25 protein-coding genes are annotated in these 21,372 nt (G+C 27.8%); 21 read left to right on the top strand and 4 right to left on the bottom strand.

Annotated elements, in window-relative coordinates; translation table 11 throughout:
• From Q7K47_03560 to Q7K47_03540, 5 genes are all read left to right on the top strand, one after another.
• The coding region (locus Q7K47_03560) for a hypothetical protein (GenBank protein ID MDP0506286.1) at positions 1-100 on the top strand (100 nt) is incomplete at its 5' end.
• 124 nt (positions 101-224) lie between these two features.
• Complete coding sequence (locus Q7K47_03555; protein MDP0506285.1) at positions 225-1,004, top strand: TSUP family transporter; 780 nt, start codon at positions 225-227, stop codon at positions 1,002-1,004.
• 180 nt (positions 1,005-1,184) lie between these two features.
• Complete coding sequence (locus Q7K47_03550) at positions 1,185-1,406, top strand: ferrous iron transport protein A (protein ID MDP0506284.1); 222 nt, start codon at positions 1,185-1,187, stop codon at positions 1,404-1,406.
• A 59-nt stretch (positions 1,407-1,465) separates the two neighbouring features.
• Entirely contained in the window at positions 1,466-3,616 is a 2,151-nt protein-coding gene (gene feoB / locus Q7K47_03545; protein MDP0506283.1) for a ferrous iron transport protein B, read from the top strand.
• A 35-nt stretch (positions 3,617-3,651) separates the two neighbouring features.
• Entirely contained in the window at positions 3,652-4,530 is an 879-nt protein-coding gene (locus Q7K47_03540) for a hypothetical protein (protein MDP0506282.1), read from the top strand.
• 73 nt (positions 4,531-4,603) lie between these two features.
• Here the strand turns inward: Q7K47_03540 and der are convergent, their stop codons facing one another.
• Positions 4,604-5,914: a ribosome biogenesis GTPase Der gene (gene der, locus Q7K47_03535; GenBank protein MDP0506281.1), complete on the bottom strand. Its 1,311-nt coding sequence runs from the start codon at positions 5,912-5,914 to the stop codon at positions 4,604-4,606.
• Between the two features lie 27 nt (positions 5,915-5,941).
• Positions 5,942-7,762: a YgiQ family radical SAM protein gene (locus Q7K47_03530; protein ID MDP0506280.1), complete on the bottom strand. Its 1,821-nt coding sequence runs from the start codon at positions 7,760-7,762 to the stop codon at positions 5,942-5,944.
• Between the two features lie 116 nt (positions 7,763-7,878).
• Here Q7K47_03530 and Q7K47_03525 point away from each other — a divergent pair, with 116 nt between their 5' ends.
• From Q7K47_03525 to Q7K47_03450, 16 genes are all read left to right on the top strand, one after another.
• The gene (locus tag Q7K47_03525; GenBank protein ID MDP0506279.1) at positions 7,879-8,892 is read left to right on the top strand and encodes a KpsF/GutQ family sugar-phosphate isomerase; all 1,014 of its coding nucleotides are present in this window, start codon (positions 7,879-7,881) and stop codon (positions 8,890-8,892) included.
• Positions 8,893-8,972: 80 nt separating this feature from the next.
• Positions 8,973-9,188, top strand: a complete 216-nt coding sequence (locus Q7K47_03520) for a DUF1858 domain-containing protein (protein MDP0506278.1) — start codon at positions 8,973-8,975, stop codon at positions 9,186-9,188.
• A gap of 138 nt (positions 9,189-9,326) precedes the next feature.
• On the top strand, positions 9,327-10,403 hold the full coding sequence (gene prfA, locus Q7K47_03515) for a peptide chain release factor 1 (protein MDP0506277.1): 1,077 nt from the start codon (positions 9,327-9,329) through the stop codon (positions 10,401-10,403).
• Between the two features lie 3 nt (positions 10,404-10,406).
• Positions 10,407-11,525, top strand: coding sequence for a peptide chain release factor N(5)-glutamine methyltransferase (gene prmC, locus Q7K47_03510; protein ID MDP0506276.1), 1,119 nt, complete (start codon positions 10,407-10,409; stop codon positions 11,523-11,525).
• Between the two features lie 15 nt (positions 11,526-11,540).
• Positions 11,541-12,572, top strand: coding sequence for a tRNA preQ1(34) S-adenosylmethionine ribosyltransferase-isomerase QueA (queA, locus tag Q7K47_03505; GenBank protein ID MDP0506275.1), 1,032 nt, complete (start codon positions 11,541-11,543; stop codon positions 12,570-12,572).
• A 24-nt stretch (positions 12,573-12,596) separates the two neighbouring features.
• A complete protein-coding gene (rsmD, locus tag Q7K47_03500) occupies positions 12,597-13,148 on the top strand; it encodes a 16S rRNA (guanine(966)-N(2))-methyltransferase RsmD (GenBank protein ID MDP0506274.1) in 552 nt (183 codons plus the stop codon).
• 94 nt (positions 13,149-13,242) lie between these two features.
• Complete coding sequence (gene xseB, locus Q7K47_03495) at positions 13,243-13,461, top strand: exodeoxyribonuclease VII small subunit (protein ID MDP0506273.1); 219 nt, start codon at positions 13,243-13,245, stop codon at positions 13,459-13,461.
• Positions 13,462-13,465: 4 nt separating this feature from the next.
• Positions 13,466-14,353: a polyprenyl synthetase family protein gene (locus tag Q7K47_03490; protein MDP0506272.1), complete on the top strand. Its 888-nt coding sequence runs from the start codon at positions 13,466-13,468 to the stop codon at positions 14,351-14,353.
• Positions 14,354-14,442: 89 nt separating this feature from the next.
• The gene (locus Q7K47_03485; protein ID MDP0506271.1) at positions 14,443-15,135 is read left to right on the top strand and encodes a hypothetical protein; all 693 of its coding nucleotides are present in this window, start codon (positions 14,443-14,445) and stop codon (positions 15,133-15,135) included.
• A gap of 51 nt (positions 15,136-15,186) precedes the next feature.
• Entirely contained in the window at positions 15,187-15,741 is a 555-nt protein-coding gene (locus tag Q7K47_03480) for a hypothetical protein (GenBank protein MDP0506270.1), read from the top strand.
• Positions 15,742-15,856: 115 nt separating this feature from the next.
• Complete coding sequence (locus Q7K47_03475) at positions 15,857-16,333, top strand: DnaJ domain-containing protein (GenBank protein MDP0506269.1); 477 nt, start codon at positions 15,857-15,859, stop codon at positions 16,331-16,333.
• Positions 16,334-16,418: 85 nt separating this feature from the next.
• Positions 16,419-17,765, top strand: coding sequence for a bifunctional UDP-N-acetylglucosamine diphosphorylase/glucosamine-1-phosphate N-acetyltransferase GlmU (gene glmU / locus Q7K47_03470; protein ID MDP0506268.1), 1,347 nt, complete (start codon positions 16,419-16,421; stop codon positions 17,763-17,765).
• 7 nt (positions 17,766-17,772) lie between these two features.
• Positions 17,773-18,744 carry a ribose-phosphate pyrophosphokinase gene (locus Q7K47_03465; GenBank protein MDP0506267.1) on the top strand — a complete coding sequence of 324 codons (972 nt, stop codon included), beginning with the start codon at positions 17,773-17,775 and terminating at the stop codon, positions 18,742-18,744.
• A 106-nt stretch (positions 18,745-18,850) separates the two neighbouring features.
• Complete coding sequence (locus tag Q7K47_03460; GenBank protein MDP0506266.1) at positions 18,851-19,471, top strand: L-threonylcarbamoyladenylate synthase; 621 nt, start codon at positions 18,851-18,853, stop codon at positions 19,469-19,471.
• A 14-nt stretch (positions 19,472-19,485) separates the two neighbouring features.
• Positions 19,486-19,926, top strand: coding sequence for a hypothetical protein (locus Q7K47_03455; GenBank protein MDP0506265.1), 441 nt, complete (start codon positions 19,486-19,488; stop codon positions 19,924-19,926).
• A gap of 47 nt (positions 19,927-19,973) precedes the next feature.
• Positions 19,974-20,243, top strand: coding sequence for a hypothetical protein (locus tag Q7K47_03450; protein MDP0506264.1), 270 nt, complete (start codon positions 19,974-19,976; stop codon positions 20,241-20,243).
• A gap of 57 nt (positions 20,244-20,300) precedes the next feature.
• Here the strand turns inward: Q7K47_03450 and Q7K47_03445 are convergent, their stop codons facing one another.
• A complete protein-coding gene (locus tag Q7K47_03445; protein MDP0506263.1) occupies positions 20,301-20,993 on the bottom strand; it encodes an LrgB family protein in 693 nt (230 codons plus the stop codon).
• Complete coding sequence (locus Q7K47_03440; GenBank protein MDP0506262.1) at positions 20,993-21,340, bottom strand: CidA/LrgA family protein; 348 nt, start codon at positions 21,338-21,340, stop codon at positions 20,993-20,995. Before Q7K47_03440 ends, Q7K47_03445 begins: the two co-directional genes overlap by 1 nt.
• Positions 21,341-21,372: the final 32 nt, after the last annotated feature.

The following is a 21,372-nucleotide window of genomic DNA, read 5'->3' as shown; positions in this document are numbered from 1 at the left end:
ATTAATCCATGCAATCGCAATGGAACAAGGATTAAGATTCGCTATCAGAGAAGGTGGAAGAACAGTTGCTTCAGGAGTTGTTTCTGAAATAATCAAATAAATTTAATATACATAGATATGTATATTGATAATAATAAAAAGACTAGAGATTATATTTTCTAGTCTTTTTTAATTCTTTTTTATGTTATAATGAATCTAACTAAAAAAGTTTTAAAGGGGGAGTTATGTTAGGGTGGTTTACGGCGATGTCTTTTGAAAATTTTATATTTGTTTTAATTATGTGTTTTATTGCAGCAGCAGTTGATGCTATTGCTGGTGGGGGTGGGTTGATTAGTTTACCAGCGATGATATCAACAGGTTTGCCAATTCATTTAGTTATGGGAACGCATAAATTTTCTTCAGTTTGTTCTTCTATAGGTAGTAGTTTAAAGTTTTTTACTTCTGGTAAAACAAATTTTGAAATTTTAAAGTATTTAATAGGTTTAAATATTATGGGGGCAGCTTTTGGAGTATATATTTTAACTAAAATTAATGATGCTTTTTTGGAACCTTTAATAATAATACTTCTTGTAATTATGTTTTTTTATATGTGGTTTAACAAGGGAATAGGAGTTGAAGATAACTACAAAGGTAAAACAAAAAAGAATATGATACAAGGAGCACTTATGGCTACAATAATAGGATTTTATAATGGATTTTTTGGTCCAGGAACAGGCTCTTTCCTAACTTTTGCTTTTATAAAAATATATGGTATGGAATTTATAAATTCTAGTGGAAATTCTAAAATTCTTAATTTAACAGGAAATTTAGCTAGTTTAGCAATGTTTATATACTTTGGTAAAGTAAATTATCCTTACGCAATAGCAATAGGGATTGTTATGTTTTTAGGGGCGCAAATAGGAGCTAAAATAGCTATATTAAAAGGGGCTAGATTTATAAAGCCATTTTTCTTAATAATAACAGCAATAACAGCAGCAAAAATGATAATAACAAAATTTATATAAAATAAAAGCCTTTATTAAAAAATAAAGGCTTTTATTTTATATAAAAAGTTTGATTGTTAAAATATTGTATTGACATTAGTTTGGACTTATGATAGAATTCTTTTAGCTCAAGAATAGTTAGTTTTATCTAACTTATATTTTGAGTTTCTTAATAATGTTAGATATAAGGGAGGAACAGTTTTGAAATCATTAAATAATATAAAAATAGGGGACACTGTAAAAGTTGTAAAGCTTTATGGTGAAGGAGCTACAAAACGTAGAATAATGGATATGGGAATAACTAAGAATAGTGAGATTTATATAAGAAAAGTGGCCCCATTAGGAGATCCGATACAGGTAAATATTAGAGGTTATGAGTTATCTATTCGTAAATCAGATGCTGAATTAATAGAGGTTGAGTAATATTTTATGATATTAGGTTAGTTGAAACTAACTTTAGTTATTTTATTTTGGAGGAAAAAATGAGTATAAAAATAGCATTAGCAGGAAATCCTAATAGTGGGAAAACAACTATGTTTAATAATCTAACTGGGAGTAATCAATATGTTGGAAATTGGCCAGGTGTGACAGTTGAAAAAAAAGAAGGGAAGTTGAAAGGACATCAGGATGTTATTATTCAAGATTTGCCAGGAATATATTCTCTATCTCCTTATACTTTAGAAGAAGTTGTAGCGAGAAATTATCTAATTAATGAAAAACCAGATGTAATAATTAATATTATTGATGGAACAAATATTGAAAGGAATTTATACTTAACAACTCAGCTTATTGAGTTAGGAATACCAGTTATAGTTGCTTTAAATATGATAGATGTTGTTCGTAAAAATGGAGATAAAATTAATTTAAAAGAATTGGGAAAAGCTTTAGGGTGTGAGATAGTTGAAACTTCTGCTTTAAAAGGAATAGGAGCAAAAGAAGCAGCAGAAAAAGCGATTAAACTTGCAAAAAGCGAGTCTATTTATGAATTGCCTCATGTTTTTGAAGGAAGTGTAGAACATGCCATAGGACACATTGAAGAGTTAATTGAGAAAAAGGTTGATAAAGGAAGTATTCGTTGGTTTGCTTTAAAACTTTTTGAGCGTGATGAAAAAATTATAGAAATGTTAAATCTTGATGTAGAAACAGTAGCTCATATAAAAGAACATATTCTTTCATGTGAAAATGAACTTGATGATGATACTGAAAGTATTATAACAAATCAAAGATATTCTTATATTGCAAAAGTGGTAAATAAAAGTGTGAAAAAAAAGAATACATCGAATTTGAAATTTTCAGATAAAATAGACTCTATTGTAACAAATAGATTAATGGCATTACCTATTTTTGCGTTAATTATGTTTGGAGTGTATTATTTATCAGTCACTACAATAGGAACAATGGCTACAGATTATACAAATGATGTTATATTTGGAGATTTGATTCCTCCTGCTGTAACAAGTTTTTTAGAAGGAATGAAAGTGGCTCCATGGTTAGTAAGTTTAGTTGTAGATGGAATAATAGGAGGAGTAGGAGCAGTCCTTGGCTTTGTTCCTCAAATGATAGTTTTATTTTTAATTCTTTCTTGTTTAGAAGATTGTGGTTATATGGCAAGAGTGGCCTTTATAATGGATAGAATTTTTAGAAAGTTTGGACTTTCAGGAAAATCATTTATCCCAATGTTAATAGGATCAGGTTGTTCAGTTCCAGGGATTATGGCGTCACGTACAATAGAGCAAGATAGAGATAGGAAGATGACTATAATGACAACATCTTTTATTCCTTGCGGAGCAAAACTTCCTATAATCGCATTAATAGCAGGAGCCTTATTTAAAGGTGCATGGTGGGTAGCTCCTTCAGCTTATTTTATAGGAGTTGCAGCTGTAATAATTTCAGGGATCATATTAAAAAAATCAAAAATGTTTGCAGGAAATCCAGCTCCATTTGTTATGGAATTACCGTCATATCATATGCCAACATTAAATAATGTTTTACGTAGTACAGGAGAACGTGGCTGGTCATTTATCAAACGTGCAGGAACAGTTATATTAGCATCAGCTATTGTATTGTGGTTTTTACAAGGGTTTGGATATGTTGATGGCTCAATAGCTATGGTTGAAAATAATAATCACAGTTTTTTAGCAGCTATAGGGATTTTTATTGCACCTATATTTAAACCTCTAGGTTTTGGAACTTGGCAAGCAACAGTAGGAACTTTTACAGGTTTGATAGCTAAAGAAAATGTTGTAGGGACTTTAGGGGTACTTTATGGTTTTGCTGAAGTTGCAGAAGATGGAACAGAATATTGGCAAAATTTTGCAAAAGATTTTACAGTAATATCAGCTTATTCGTTTATGATATTTAATTTACTTTGTGCTCCTTGCTTTGCAGCTATAGGAGCTATAAAAAGAGAGATGAATAATTCTAAGTGGACTTGGTTTGCAATCTCTTATTTAACAATATTTGCATATGTAATATCTTTAATTGTTTATCAAATAGGATTATTTATAACAGGAAACGGATTTACTATTTTAACAGGTGTTGCAGTTATATTATTATTTGGATTGATATATTTACTAGTAAATAAACCTGTTGAAAAAAAAGAGGGAGTTTGTGTTAAAAGTTATTCTTTTTAGAATAAATATAATAATAAAAATTTCGGGAGGGGAATATGAAAAAATTAACAATTTTATTAGCAGCATTATCATTAGCTTCAGCAGCTTACGCTAAAGAAGTTATGCCAGTAGCAGAAACAGTAAAAGAAGTAAAAACAGCACCTATGTTAAGAGTAACTTTTGTGGGACAATCTTTAGAAATAGATAATGATTCAGGAGCAGAAGATATAGGTCAAGAACTTCACTTTGCAAATACAGTTGGTTTAACTTATGGAGATGACTGGACTTTTGAATTAATGGCAAGAAAAACATGGTCAATGGATACAGATGAAGGGACTCATTCAGTAGATCATAGGATAGACTTATCAGCCATGAGAGCTTATGAAAACTTTAATTTAGGAGCTAGATGGAGACAAGAGAAAGAATCTGATTCTTATTTCTTACTTGGAGATTATTCTTACGGAATGTTCTCAGGATGGTTTGAACCAGCTTATGTTAGCAGCAATGGAAATGATGATGCAGATAGTTTCTATTTAGAAGCAATGCCTGTTATTGCAACATATGGCTCAGTTTCTTTAGGATATTATGTGGAAGTAAGTGATTATAGAGGAGATTATAATAATGATGGTATAGAGAAAGAATCTGTACATCAAATAAGAGTAATGGCAGATTTATACTCAAATGATAAATTATTAATTAATGGGGAATTAAGATATCAATTTGCTCATGATGTAGATATGAAAGATTCTCAAGAGTGGCAAAAAAATAATAAATATGGAGTTCAATTAGGAGCTGAATATTTAGTGACAGATGCTTTAAGTATTGACGGATATTATTTGTATGAATTTAACAAATATGATGGACATGCTGGTGCAACAGATGATGCAGATGATTATTATGGTGAATTTGCAATTGGATGGACTTACTCATTTTAAATTAAATTAGATAATAAAATTTCTCAATAAAAAAGCCTCTAAGTTTTAAAACTTAGAGGCTTTATATTTTGTTTTAGTTTTTCTTTTCAAAAATAATTTGTATTGGAGAACCTTCAAATCCAAAAGATTCCCTTAATTTATTTTCAATATATCTCATATAAGAAAAGTGCATTAATTCTGGGTAGTTACAGAATAAAATAAATTTAGGTGGTGCTGTAGAAACTTGTGTAGCATAATTTATTTTAGTAACTCTTCCTTTTCTTGTAGGTGGAGGGTTCATAATAACCGCTTCATTTATAATAGTATTAAGAAGTCCAGTAGAAATAACTCTTGTATATTCTTTATAAATTTGATCAGATATTCCAAATAAGTTAATTGTTCTTTGTCCTGTTAATGCAGAAATAAATTCGATAGGAGCATATGATAAGAAAGGTAACTCAGCTAGTAAAGCTTCTCTTTTTTCTCTCATCGTATTTTTATCTTTTTTAATTAAATCCCATTTGTTAAATACAATAACAATTGGTTTTTTCTCTTCGTGAGCTATACCTGCAATTCTTTTATCTTGTTCAGTAAGTCCTTCACTACCATCAAAAAGAAGGAAACAAATATCGGCTCTTTTAATTGCTTTTAAAGCTTTTAAAACAGAATAATATTCTAAAGCTTCGTCAACTTTAGACTTTCTTCTAATTCCAGCCGTATCAATTAAAACATATTTATTATCATTGTATTCCACAACAGTATCAATAGCATCTCTTGTAGTTCCTGCAATATTAGTAACAATAGTTCTATTTTTACCGCAAAGCTTATTAACAAGAGAAGATTTACCGGCGTTAGGTTTTCCAATTATTGCAATTTTTAGACCTTCTTCTTCTTCGGGAAATTCAATGCTTTGAAATGATTGAATAATTAAATCAAGCATGTCTCCTAAATTTGATTTATGTTCAGCAGAAATACCAATTAAATGTTCAAAGCCTAGTGCCCAGAAATCAATAAGATCATCTTGTTGAGATAAATAATTATCTATTTTATTAACACAAACAATAACTGGTTTGCTTTTTTTTCTTAAATAGTAAGCCACTTCTTCATCTAAGGCTGTAAGTCCAGCTTTTCCATCAACAACAAACATTATAACATCAGCTTCATTTAAAGCTACCTCAGCTTGTTCTTTTATTTTTGTCATCATAAATTCATTACTTCTTGGTTCTAGTCCTCCTGTATCAACTAAAACAAATTCTTTTCCATTCCATTCAGTGTCTCTATAAAGTCTATCTCTAGTAACACCTGGTTGGTCATCAACAATGGCAGCTCTATCTCCAACTAATTTATTAAAAAGAGTAGATTTACCAACATTGGGTCTACCAACAATAGCAACTATAGGTTTCATTGTGCCTCCTTTAAAACTTTTATTAAATTATTTAAATTTTTTCTTTGAATTATTTTTTTTATTATTACTTTTAAAATTAGATTTTTTGTTTTTAAAATCTTGTTTATTATTATTTTCTGAATTTTTATTCTTAGATTTTTTTGAATAAGAATTTAAATGTTTAGGTATAATAATTTTCTTTTGTTTTTCTTTTTTCCCAATATCTTTTTCTACAAAAATTTTTTTCATAGTGAAAGGATTAATTTCAGTGTAATACATTAATGTAGAATAAGTAGATGGAGTTGGTGTAAAAATTTGTACTTGCTCAGGACTTATCTTTAACTCCTGAGATGCAAAAACTTTTAAATCCATCATATCTTTTTCATTACATCCAGGATGTGCAGCTATTAAATAATAAGTTAAAAATTGTTTTTTATCAAGTTTTTTATTAAGTTGATAAAATCTATCTTTAAATTCTTGCAATTTATCTTTTTTAGGTTTTCCCATAAGGTTTAATATTTTATCTTCAGTATGTTCTGGAGCAATTTTCATTTGACCAGAGACATGATGAGCAACAATTTCTTCTAAATATTTTTGCCCTTCTTTTTGATCTCCAATGATTAAATCATATCTAATACCAGAAGCTACAAATATTTTTTTAATTTTATCCATGTTTCTTAATGTTTTTAGTAAATCTATTTGTTTTGAATGATTAGGTTTTAAAGCAGGGCATACTTCAGGATAAAGACAACGTTTATCTTTACAAGCTCCTAGCTTTAATTTTTTACTACATTCCATTTGATACATATTTGCAGTGGGACCACCAACATCAGATATATGACCTTTAAATTTTTTATCTTCAGTGATATGTTTAATTTCTTTAACTATAGAATTTTTACTTCTAGAAGAAACAGTTCTTCCTTGGTGGATAGCAATAGCACAGAAATTACATTCTCCGTAGCATCCTCTATGAGTAGTTAAAGAGTATCTAATAGTGTCTAAAGCTCTGACTACGCCATCTTTTTTATAATATGGGTGTACATCTCTTTCGTAATCCATACCATAGATTTCATCTAACATTTCAGAAGAAAAAGTTTCTGAAGGTGGATTTTGAATAAGATATCTATTTCCATGTTTTTGATTTAATCCATTAGAAGTTATAGGATCACAATTTTTATAAAAAATATTGAACATTTCTACAAATTTAAGTTTATCTTGAACACATTCTTCAAAAGAAGGGATATTTATATATTTTCTATTGGGTTCTTTAGAAATATAAGATAGACCTCTGATGTGTGTCCAATTTTTATTAGATTGAATAGCTTTAGCTAGTTCAACCATAGATTTTTCTCCCATACCATAAGAGAGTATGTCAGCTTTAGCATCAAAAATTAGAGAACGTCTAAGTTTATTTGACCAATAATCATAATGTACAACTCTTCTAAGACTAGCTTCAATTCCTCCTAAAACTATTGGAGTTAAACTACCTTTGAAAAATCTTCTAATAAGTCCAGTATAGACAATAGAAGCTCTATCAGGTCTACGGTTGTTTTCTCCTCCTGGAGTAAAGTCATCTTTATGTCTTTTTTTCTTAGTGGCAGTATAGTTAGCTACCATAGAGTCAACACACCCAGCAGAAACAGCCCAATATAAATTTGGTTCTCCTAATCTAGTTATATCTTTATCAGAATTAATATCAGGTTGAGCAATAACCCCAACTTTAAATCCATTTTTTAATAACCACTTTCCAATTAAAGCAGTTCCATTATATGATGAGTCGATATAGGTATCTCCAGATATAAGTATTATATCAAGGGAATCCCAACCCATATTTTTAACTTCTTCTGAAGTTGTAGGTAAAAACATAATTACACTTCCTAAAATTTTAGATTATTTTCAGTATATTTTATCATAAATACAAAATTATTAATAGGTAATTTAATATTTAATTAAAAGTATTTTATATTGAAATATATAATTATAAAATGTATAATGATAGTTGTGTTAAATATAAATTAAATAGGGGGAGAAAATTGGATATTATAAATAAAGCTAAAGATCTTTTTGATTCTGAAATAGAAGAATTAAAAAAAGTTAGAAATAAATTAGATGAAAATATAGAAAAAGCTGTAGATTTAATACTTAATTGTAAAGGAAAGGTAGTTATAACAGGAATTGGAAAATCAGGGCTTATAGGTAAAAAAATTGCTGCTACTTTAGCTTCTACAGGTACGCATACTGTATTCATGAATTCAGCAGAAGGGTTGCATGGAGATTTAGGAATGATTTGTACATCAGATATTGTAATAGCAATATCAAATAGTGGGAATAGTGATGAAGTTTTATCATTAATGCCATCAATCAAAAAGATAGGAGCTAAAATTATAGCTATGACAGGAAATGCAAAATCTCCTTTAGGAAGAGCTTCTGAATGTGTCTTAAATATAGGGATAGAAAAGGAAGGATGTCCTTTAAACTTAGCTCCAATGTCATCATCTACTTCAACATTAGTCATGGGAGATGCTCTAGCAGCAATATTAATAGAAAAAAGAAATTTTAAGCCTGAAAATTTTGCAGTTTATCATCCAGGTGGTACTTTAGGAAGACGTTTACTTATGAAGGTTAAAGACGTAATGCATTCAGGAGATGCGGTTCCTTTAGTTGATGAAAAAGATTCTGTTGATGAATTAATATTAACAATGACTAAAAAAAGATTAGGGGCAGTTTGTGTAATGAACAGTGAAAATAAAATGGTAGGAATAATTACAGAGGGAGATTTAAGAAGAGCCTTATCTAAAAAAGAAGAATTCTTTAAAATGAAATCATCAGATATAATGACTAAAAACTTTACATCAGCTGAAGATAGTATTATGGCGATTGAGGCTTTAGATTTGATGGAAAATAGAGAAAGTCAAATATCTGTATTACCAGTAATGAGAGAAGGAAAATTAGTTGGAATAGTTAGAGTTCATGATTTGTTAAATGTTGTTGGAAGATAGTAAGTTTTGATTGACAAACATTATAAATTTAGGTATACTTATTCTAGAAAAGCTTAATAAATAAAAGGAATGGTGAGAATATGGCAAACGCAGTAACTAAAGATAGTAATATATTAGAAGTAGCAAGAAAATATCCTGCAGTAGGAATGGTTTTTAGAAAATATGGATTAGGTTGTATTGGATGTATGGTAGCTGCTGGAGAATCTTTAGGAGAAGGAATATCATCTCATGGTTTAAATCCAGATGTAATAATAGATGAAATAAATAGAGTAATAGCTGAAGAAGAAGCTAAATAGAATTAAAATTTAAAATTAAGAGGTTCTAATATAGTAAAGATTAGGACCTCTTTTTTAATTCTGGATAAAAATAAAATTATATGATATAATTTATAAGTTAAAATATGAGTAAAAATAGGAAAAAATAAGGAGAATAGAATGTTTGGAAAATTAGATGAAGTAGTTAGAAGACATGAAGAGCTTACACAACTATTAGGAACTCCTGAAATTGCTTGTGATACTAAAAAAATGATTGAGTATAACAAAGCATTAACAGAAATAACTCCAATAGTAGAAAAATATACAGAATACAAATCTTTTAAAGAAGAGTTAGACTTTATAAAAGAAAATATCAAGGCTGAAAAAGATCCAGATATGAAAGAAATGATGAATGAAGAAATGAGTGAATTAGAATCTAAATTACCAGTAATAGAAGAAGAATTAAAAATATTACTTTTACCAAAAGATCCTAATGATGATAGAAATGTAATTATAGAAATTAGAGGTGGAGCAGGAGGAGACGAAGCTGCACTTTTTGCTGCAGATCTTTATAGAATGTATACAAGATTTGCGGAAAGACATAGATGGAAAATAGATGTAATTGAATTCCAAGAAGTGGGAGTTGGAGGAGTAAAAGAAGTAGTATTTTCTATAAGTGGTCAAGGAGCATATTCTAAACTAAAATATGAATCTGGGGTACATAGAGTTCAAAGAGTTCCAGAAACTGAATCAGCAGGAAGAGTACATACATCAACAGCCACAGTTGCAGTACTACCTGAAATAGATGAAGTAGAAGAAATTCAATCAATTAATCCATCAGAATTAAAGATAGATACATATAGATCTGGAGGAGCTGGAGGACAGCATGTAAATATGACTGATTCTGCAGTTAGAATAACACATTTACCTACAGGAATAGTTGTTCAGTGTCAAGATGAAAGATCTCAGTTAAAAAATAGAGAAAAAGCAATGAAACATTTACTTTCAAAATTATATGAAATGGAATGTGAAAAACAAAGATCTGAAGTTGAAAGTGAAAGAAAATTACAGGTTGGAAGTGGAGCTAGATCAGAAAAAATAAGGACATATAATTTTCCACAAGGTAGAATAACAGATCATAGAATCAAATTTACAGTCTATAAATTAGAAGCGTTCCTTGATGGAGATGTGGAAGAAATGATAGATGCTTTAACTACTTTTGATCAGGCAGAAAAGTTGAAAAACATAGCGGGGTAGTTTATGAAATTATTAGAAATAATAAAATTTTCCAAGGAGTATTTAGAAAAATACTCCTTTTCAAAATCTCGTTTAGAAAGTGAAAAAGTTATAAGCTTTGTACTGGGAATAGAGAGAATTAATCTTTATTCTAATTTTGAAATGGAATTAACAACAGATGAAAAATTAAAGATAAAAAGAATTTTATTGAAAATGGTAAAACAAAATAAAAAATTTGATGACATAGAGAAAGAAAAAGAAAATACAGTTGAAGTTATAAGAGAAAAAGATTTTAAAAAAGAAAATTTAGTTCTATTAAGAAAAAGTATTGGTTATTTGAAAAAATATAAAGTACCAAACGCTAGATTAGATGCAGAATATATTTTCTCTCATGTTTTAAAAGTTAAAAGGAATGCTCTTATGCTTAATTTTAATGTTGAAATAACAGAAGAAGAGAAGAATATTATAAGAAATTATATGTATAGAAGAGGTAAGAAAAGAGAGCCTTTACAATATATATTAAAAGAATGGGAATTTTATGGTTATCCTATGAATGTTGATGAAAGAGTTTTAATACCAAGACCAGATACTGAAATTTTAGTAGATGAATGCATAAAATTGTTAGCAGAAGAAAAGTTTCCTAAAATTTTAGATATTGGTACAGGAAGTGGAGCAATATCGATTTCTTTAGGAAAACAAATTTCTCAAAGTGAAGTTTTAGGAATAGACATTAGTGAGGGAGCTTTAGAAGTATCTAATTCTAATAAAGACCTAAATTCAGCTAAAAATGTTCAATTTTTAAAATCGGATATATTTGAAAACATAAACTATAGAAGTTATGATTTGATTGTTTCTAATCCTCCATATATTCCAGTAGAGGAGTATGAAGAATTAATGCCTGAGGTTAAGATATATGAACCTAAAGGAGCTTTAACTGATAATGGAAATGGTTATTATTTTTATGAAAAAATAACAAAAGAGTCTTGGGATTATTTGAAAAAAGGTGGATATTTAGCTTTTGAAGTTGGATATAATCAAGGAGAAACTGTAGTTTTAATGATGAGAAATAGAGGATATGAAATAAAGGCTAGAGTATTAGACTATGGTGGAGTAGAAAGAGTTATAATAGGAAAAAAAGTATAAAAATAAGGAGAGAAAATGTCTACATTGTTAAAGGATTATGATTACAATCTTCCAGAAGAATTGATAGGGCAACATCCTAGAGAACCTAGGGATCATGCTAGGCTTTTGGTGGTAGATAAAAAAAATAAAAAAACAGAAGATAAGCATTTTTATAATATAATAGATTATCTAAAACAGGGAGATGTTTTAGTTAGAAATTCAACTAAAGTTATTCCCGCTAGAATGTTTGGAAGAAAAGAAACAGGAGCGGTTTTAGAAGTATTATTATTAAAAAGAAAAAGTTTAGATACTTGGGAATGTTTATTAGGGCATGCTAAGAAGTTAAAATTAGGACAAAAAATATATATTGGAGATAATAAAGAGTTGATTGGAGAACTTTTAGAGATAAAGGAAGATGGAAATAGAATTATGAAATTCTATTATGAAGGTATTTTTGAAGAAGTTTTAGATAAATTAGGAAAAATGCCACTACCTCCTTATATTGTAGAAAAATTAGAAGATCAATCTAGATATCAAACTGTTTATGCAAAAAGAGGAGAATCAGTTGCAGCTCCAACAGCAGGATTACATTTTACTCCAGAACTTTTGGAAAAGATAAAAGAAAAAGGAATTACAATTGTAGATGTATATTTAGAAGTTGGTTTAGGAACTTTTAGACCTGTTCAAGAGGAGAATGTTTTAAATCATAAAATGCATACTGAAAAATTTGAAATTCCTAAGGAAGCTTGTGAAATAATTAATAAAGCTAAAGCAGAGGGAAGAAGAATAGTGGCTGTAGGAACTACAACTGTTAGAGCTTTAGAATCAGCAGCTATAGAAAAAGGAAAATTAATTTCTGAAATAGATGATACAGATATATTTATATATCCTGGATATAAATTTAAAATAATAGATGCATTAATTACGAATTTTCATTTACCAAAATCTACTTTACTAATGTTAGTATCTGCATTTTCTAGTAGAGAATTTATGTTAGATGTATATAAAGAAGCAGTTTTAAAAGAATATCACTTCTTTAGTTTTGGTGATTCTATGTTTATTTATTAGAAAATATTTAGGAAAGGAGAAATTATGAAAATAATAGCTGGAGAAGCAAAAGGAAGAGTTATAAAAAGTAGAAAAGGAATGGAAACTAGACCAACTCTTGCTAATGTAAAGGAATCTCTGTTTTCAATGATACTTCCATATATAAATAATTGTTGTTTTTTAGATTTATTTAGTGGAACTGGAAATATAGCTTTAGAGGCTTTAAGTAGAGGAGCTAAAAGAGCAATAATGATAGAGAAAGATCCTGAAGCATTAAAAATAATAATAGAAAATATAAATAATTTAGGTTTTGAAAATAGATGTAGGGCCTATAAGAATGATGTTTTAAGAGCAGTTAAAATTTTAGGAAAGAAAAATGAGAAGTTTGACATTATATTTATGGATCCTCCATACAAAGAAGAATTATGTAGAAATGTAATGAAAGAAATTAGAAAAGCAGATATTTTAGCAGATGGTGGTTTAATAATTTGTGAGCATCATATGTTTGAGGATTTAATTGAAGATATAGAAGGATTTAAATTCAGAGATAGAAGACTTTATGGAAAAAAGGCAATATCTTTTTTTGTGAAGGAATAAAGGAACTCCTATGCATATGCATAGGAGTTTTTGTTTGAAGTAATTAATAATATTTGTTAAAATATTATTGAGAATATAAATAGGGAGGTATAAATTGGCAAGAGGAAATAGTTTTGAAGAAAATTTAAAAGAGATTGATTTAATGATAAAAAAATTAGAATCAGGAGAATTAACTTTGGAAGATTCTATAAAAGAATACGAAAAAACTATGAAGCTTATAAAAAAATCTTCCGATATGTTGAATAAAGCAGAAGGAAAAATATTAAAAATTAGAGAAGTTAATGGAGAAATTATTTTAGAGGAGGAAGAGTAATAAAATGCTAAAATCTTATTTAAATGAAAATAAAGCATTGGTGGAACTAAATATAGAAAAATATTTATCTGAGTTGACATATCCTAATGAAATATCAGAAGGAATGAAATATTCTATTTTAAATGGTGGAAAAAGGATAAGACCTATTTTATTATTTATGATTTTAGATATTTTAAATAAAAATAAAGAATTGGGAATGCCATGTGCAGTGGCAATAGAAATGATTCATTCTTATTCTTTGGTTCATGATGATTTACCTGCTTTAGATAACGATGATTACAGGAGAGGAGTTTTAACAACTCATAAAAAATTTGGAGAAGCAGAAGGGATATTGATAGGGGATGCATTATTGACCCATGCTTTTAATATTTTATCTGAAAAAAATAAAGGTTTAATATCTTCAGATAAAATAGTTGAAATAATTGGAAAAGTTTCTAGTTATTCCGGAATAAATGGAATGATTGGTGGACAAATGATAGATATAAAAAGCGAAGGAAAAAAAATCAATATAGACACTTTGAAATATATTCATGAAAATAAAACAGGGAAATTATTAAAATTGCCTATAGAAATAGGATGTATAATAGGAGATGCTTCAGATAAATTAAAAAAAGAGTTAGAAGAATATGCAGATTTATTAGGATTAGCTTTTCAAATAAAGGATGATATTTTAGATATAGAAGGAACTTTTGAAGATTTAGGAAAACCTATAGGAAGTGATACTGAACTACAAAAATCAACATATCCTTCATTAATAGGTTTGGAAGAGAGTAAAAGATTATTATTGGAAATTGTAACAAAAGCAAAGTCTAAAATTTTAGATAATTTTGATGAAAAAGAAGGAAAAAATTTACTAAAACTTGCTGAATATATAGCCAATAGAAACAAATAAGAAATAGAATGTTTAAATTTTGTTAAAATTATGTTAATATATCATAAAGAGAATAAAAATAAATTTAGTTTATAGAATAGGAGAAGATTATGAAAGTAAAAAGTATAGTAGTTGCACACAGAGCACAGATGAATAAACAATTAGGTGGAGCAGTTGATATATTGGGAAGTTTTGATAATATGATTCAGCCTATATTTCCTGTACCTATGGATCATATGTCGATAATATTAACTATCGAAGAAATATTAAAACCAACTTTATTTGAAATAAGAATAAATGGTGTAGATGATGATTTAATAACTAAAGGTGAATTTAGACCTATGATAGATCCTTTTGGTGTAGGGAAAAAGATATTTGATTTAGATAAGTTTATTATTCCTAAAAGAGGAAGATATACAATAGAATTATTTGAAAAATTAGGAGAAGATAAAGTTAAATTTATATCTGAACATACTTTATTTGTAGCAGATTATCCACCTCAAAGAGAAATTACTCCAGATCAAGTGAAAAAAATTCTAGAGAGTGATGATTTAATAAAAGTAGTTAAAACAGAATTTCAACCTTTCGGGTTAGATCATACAATAAAAGTACAACATAGTTTAGATAAAAATATTCCTTTAGCAGAAGGTTATGTAGCTATTCCTGAGGAAAATAAAATAGTTGTAGATGGAAAAGAGATTGATTTATTAGGTTTAAGAAGACATTTAGAATGGATGTTTGGAAACCCAGTTCCTAAAAATAATGAAGAAGAACCTAAAAAAAATGAAAAAAAAGATAAATAATTAATTGCAAAATATACTTAGTTTTGATTTTCAATATTGAGAGGTGACATAATGCTTAAGACAGAAATTTTTAAGAAGTATAATAATACAGAAAATATTATAGAGAAAGAAGAAAATATTAGGCTGGCATTATTAGGTGAACCAGAAGATATAAATAAATTAAGAGAGTTAGCAGCTTTAACATATTATAGAAAAAATTATAGAGGATCTATAAATATATATGAAAAATTAGTGAAGTTAGAAAAGGACAATGGAGATAATTTTGCTTTTTTAGGATTTTTATATTATGAATTAGATGAATTAGAAGAAGCAATAAAATATTTTTTAAAAGCTATTTCTAAAATAAAAAATGCTCCCTTTGTACATTTTCTTTTAGGAAATGCTTATTCTAGAATAGGAAACATTGTAGAGGCTACTAAACATTATGATTTAGCTATTTTTTCAGATATTGATATATATAGTCTTCATCTTGAATTTGCAAAAAAATATGAAGAAATGGGAAGAGAGAAGAAGGCTTTAAGAGAATACAGAGCAGCTTATGGAATAGATCCTAGGGATAGAGATATTTTAGATAAAATAATTCTTTTGAAACAAAAAATTAAATAAATATTGTAATTTCTAGAAAATTATTTTAAAATGTATAGAAGAAAGAGAGTTCTTTCTTCTATTTTATTTTTATAAAAAGAATAAAATAGTTTATATAGTGAAAAAAGGAGAAAAAATGGAATTAATTATTTTATTAATGGTTTTATTTGTTGGGATGTCTTTATTTATGATGTTTGGTTTTATAATTATAAAATTTTTCCCAATTATTTTAATCATAATAATATACAATCTTATTAAGAATAGGAATAGACCTAGAGGAACAAGAACATATTATTATAGAACAGGAAATCAACAAGACTTTGAGGATTTTTTTAAAAATTATACTGGTCAAAATGGATATTACTCTAACAATGAAAATCATTCAAGATCAAGAAATACTTTTGGAGGGAATCCCTTTGAGGATAAATCAAAATATTATTCGGTTTTAGGGTTACAATCAGGAGCTAGTAAAGAAGAAATAAAAAAAGCTTTCAGAGATAAAGCAAAGATGCATCATCCAGATAAATTTTCAAATGAAACACAAGAAGTTAAAGATTATCATGAAGAAAAATTTAAAGAGGTTAATGAAGCTTATAATAAATTAAATGGATAAAGATTTACATAGGAGTCATTATATTGAAAATAGCTATTACTTGTGATATAATGAATAGTCAGATTTAAATTTAAGGAGATGTAAAATGGAACTTAAATCATTAATTTTAGCAGCAGGAAAAGGAACAAGAATGAAGTCTGATTTACCAAAAGTAATCCATAAAGTTAATGGAATTCCAATGGTAAAAAAGATATTAAATGAATTAAACAAACTAAATATAGAAGAGAATATACTTATATTAGGTCATAAAAAAGAGTTAATATTAAATGAGTTAGGGGAAATAAAATATGTAACTCAAAATGAACAGTTAGGGACAGGGCATGCTGTTTTACAAGCAAAAGAATTACTTAAAGATTATGACGGGGATGTTATGATTTTATGTGGTGATACTCCTCTTTTAAGAAATGAAACTTTAAGAGAAATGTATGAATATCATAAAAATACAAAATCTACAACAACTATTTTAACTTCTATTTATGAAAATCCATTTGGTTATGGAAGAATTGTGAAAGAAGGAAAAGCTGTAGCAGCCATAGTAGAAGAAAAGGAAGCAACTGAAGATATAAAAGCAATAAAAGAAGTAAATGCTGGAGTTTATTGTTGTAATGCAAAAAAATTATTTGAAGCTTTAGATAAAGTTACAAATGATAATGAAAAAGGTGAATATTATTTAACAGATATTATTAAAATTCAAGTATCTGAAAATAGTAAAATTTCAAGTTTTGTATTAGAGGATAATGAAGAAATATTAGGAGTAAATTCTAAAGTAGAATTAGCTAAAGCTTCTAAAGTTTTAAGAGAAAGAAAAAATAAAGAGTTAATGGAAAAAGGAGTTATTTTTATTGATCCGGAAACTACTTATGTTGAAGATACAGTTGAAGTTGGAAAGGATACAATTTTATATCCAACAGTTATTTTACAAGGGAATACCAAAATAGGTGAAGAATGTGAAATAATTGGAAATACTAGAATAATTGATAGTGAACTTAGAAATAATATAGTTATAGAATCATCAGTAATTGAAGAATCAGTAGTTGAAGATAATGTTACAATGGGACCTTTTGCTCATTTAAGACCTAAGAGTCATTTGAAAAATAAAGTTCATATAGGGAATTTTGTTGAAGTTAAAAAATCGACTTTAGAACCAGGTGTTAAAGCTGGGCATTTAACTTATTTAGGAAATGCAACAATAGGAAGAGATACAAATATAGGAGCAGGAACAATAACTTGTAACTATGATGGTGTAAATAAATTTGATACGATTATTGGAGAAGAAGTATTTATAGGAAGTAGTTCAATGTTAGTAGCTCCTTTAAATATAGGAGACAAAGCATTGACAGGAGCTGGATCTGTAATTACAAAGGATGTGCCAGCTAATGCACTTGCTGTAGAAAGAACGAAACAGTTAACAAAACTTAAATGGAGGAAATAAAAAAATTATGGAAATGGACATGAAAGAAGTTAAAATTTTTTCAGGAACATCAAATTTGGAGCTAGCTGGTAAGATAGCAAAAAAACTTGATTTGGATTTAGGTAAGGCAGAGATTGTTAGATTTAAAGATGGAGAAATTTATGTAAGAGTTGATGAAACAGTTAGAGGAAATGACGTATTTGTTATTCAACCAACATCAGGACCAGTAAATGAAAATTTAATGGAATTATTAATTTTTATAGATGCTTTAAAAAGAGCATCAGCAAAAACAATTAATATCTTAATGCCTTATTATGGTTATGCAAGACAAGAAAGAAAATCAAGTCCTAGAGAACCAATTACAGCAAAATTAGTTGCTAACTTATTAACTACTGCAGGAGCAGATAGAGTAGTAACTATGGATTTACATGCAGATCAAATTCAAGGATTCTATGATATTCCAGTTGATCATTTACAAGCATTACCTTTATTAGCTAAATACTTTATAAACAAAGGATTTAGAGGGGATCAAACTGTAGTAGTTTCTCCTGATATTGGTGGAGTAAAAAGAGCTAGAAAATTAGCTGAATGGTTAGATTGTAAAATTGCAATAATTGATAAAAGAAGACCAAAACCAAACTTATCAGAAGTTATGAATTTAATTGGTGATGTAGAAGGTAAAAGAGCAATATTTATAGATGATATGATAGATACAGCAGGAACAATAACAAATGGAGTAGAGGCAATAATGAAAAGAGGAGCTAAAGAGGCTTATATTTGTTGTAGTCATGCAATCCTTTCAGGTCCAGCAGTTGAGAGATTAGAAAAATGTCCAGTAGACGAAGTGATAGTTACAGATTCTATAAGACTTTCAGAAGATAAGAAAATAGATAAAATAAAAGTTTTATCTATAGATAATTTATTTGCAGAAGCAATAAGAAGAATAGTAACACATCAGTCAGTTTCAGAATTATTTGAAAGTATAGATAATTTAAAATAAGTATTAAAGAGAGCTTAGAATACAGAAAAAGCTAGTGTTATCACTAGCTTTTTTAAAATTTTTATGATAAAATATTTTGAAGACTTTGTTTTTTAAGAGGTGTAAAATGATGAAAGCAAGAGATATAAACTATGAAATAATAGGAAAAAAATTAAAAGAAGGAAAAATAATAATTTATCCAACAGATACAGTTTACGGTGTTGGTGGAATTATAACTAACGAGGAAACTATAAAGAATATTTATAGAGCTAAAACTAGAAGTTTTTCATCACCTTTGATAGCTCTTGTAAGTAGTTTAGAAAAAATAAAGGAAATAGCTTATATTGATTATAACAAAGAAAAAGTATTAAAATTAATAGAAAAATTTTGGCCTGGAGGACTAACAATAATTTTAAGAAAAAAAGATGTTGTTCCAGGGATAATGATTTCAAATGGAGAGACAGTTGGAGTTAGAATGCCTAATCATGAGATAGCATTGAAAATTATTGAAAGTGCTGGTGGAATCCTTCCAACTACAAGTGCAAATATTTCCGGAGAGCCTACTCCTCGTTCGTATGAGGAATTATCAGATAAATTTAAAGAAAGAGTTGATATAATTATAGATGGTGGGGAAAGTCCAATAGGAGAAGCTTCAACTATAATAGATATGAGCAATAAAAATATTAGAATTTTAAGAGAAGGTAGTATTTCAAAGGAACATATAGAAAAGATAATAGGAAAAATATAGAGCGGAGGTTTTTAATGAAAGGTCAAAGAATAAATCCAGAAAAAGTTAATCCAATGGAGATGAATAAAATGTCATCTATGATTGGAATGATGGGATTAATGCAAAAAATTGGAAAAGGTAAAAGAAAATATGTTATAAAACTTGAAAAAAATCATAAAAAGTTTTTATCAAGATTTATAATAGAAATAAAAAAAGAATTTGAAAAAAATTATGGAAATGCAGCGCAAATGAAAGGAGTTTTATCATTCTTAGATTATGTTAAAAAATCTTGTGAAAATAAAGCTTTAAAAGAATTAAAAGTAAGTTATGAAGAGTTTGATTTTTTAAAGAGAATGTTAAGTGATTCATTAAGAGGAATGGCAGCATTAAGTTTAAAATGGTATGAAATTCATAAAAAAATATCAATAAAAATAATGAGAACACAGTATAAAACATTATTAGCACAAATGAAATAATAAATTAATTATTATATAAAACATGTGATTTATAACTAGGAGGCAAAATGAATTCAGATAACAATTTTATAGATATCACAACAGATATCTATCAAGAAACTTTTGACCAAATGTATGATGCTTTGGTAGCTGAGTATAAAGCTGGAGAGATAGATGTTCCAACTTTAGAAACTAACTTAGAAGAACAACAAAAAGTTCTTATGAATGGATTATATGAAGGGGAAACAAAGTTTTCTTATACAAATGGAATAGTGGACGCACATCAATTTGTATTAACTATGATAAAAACAGGAAAACTTACATCTGAATCAAAGTAATAGTATAATTAGTAGGGAAGCTAATTATAAAAAAGACGAGTTTATAACTCGTCTTTTTTATATTAAAAAGCTCAATAGAGGAGCAAGAATAAAAGTTAAAATTCCAGCAATTACGATTGAAAGAGCACTCATTCCTCCCTCAACTTCTCCCATTTCAATGGCTTTAGCAGTTCCTACAGCATGGCTAGATATTCCAATACCAAGTCCTTTAGCAATAGGATGTTTAATTTTAAATATTTTACAAATATTAGGAGCCAGAATATTTCCAGTTATTCCAGTAATTATAATAGCAAAAATAGTAATAGCAGGTATTCCTCCCAAAACTTCACTTAATTCTATACCTAGAGGTGTAGTGATAGATTTTGGAATAAAGGATTTTAATATAACAGTATTAAGTCCTAATAATTTTCCGATAAATATAACTGATAATATAGCAGAACAAGCACCAACTATTCCCCCGATTAATATAGGGATATAATGTATTTTTAATTTATTTAACTGTCTATATAAAGGTAGAGCTAATGCAATAGTGGCAGGAGCTAAGAAAAATGTCATCATATCTCCTCCTTTTTTATAATAGTCTAGAGGAATATTAAAATATTCAATCACAAACATAATTATTATAGTTCCAATAAGTAGAGGATTTAATATAGATAATTTTGATTTTTTAAAAATATAAAGAGCTATATTAAAAGATAGTATAGTAATAATAATTCCAAAAAAAGGTGTGTTTAAAATTGTTAAATTCATTATTTTTTCTCCATTCTTTTTATTACAAAGTCAACAGTTTTACCAGTTATAACCATTGTAATTAAAGTAGTTATAATTAATAAAAAAATAATCTTAAAAAAATCTGTTTTCAATAAATCCATAGTTGAAAGTAAATTTATAGCAGGGGGTATAAAAAAAATAATCATATTTCCTACTAATAAATCACAAATTTCTCCTATATTTTTTTCATTTAAGATTTTTTTATAAAGTAAAATAAATAAAATAAACATTCCTATAATTGTTCCTGGAAGAGGTAAATCAAAATAGTGTTCTAACAAAATTCCAGCAAAATTTATAGACAAAAGTATTAAGAGTTGTATAAACATAAATATATAAATCCTTTCAAAAATAATAGATA

This window comes from Fusobacterium sp. JB019 (genome assembly GCA_030673965.1).
Classification (GTDB): Bacteria; Fusobacteriota; Fusobacteriia; order Fusobacteriales; family Fusobacteriaceae; genus Fusobacterium_B.
This window is presented reverse-complemented; position numbering and strand designations above follow the sequence as displayed.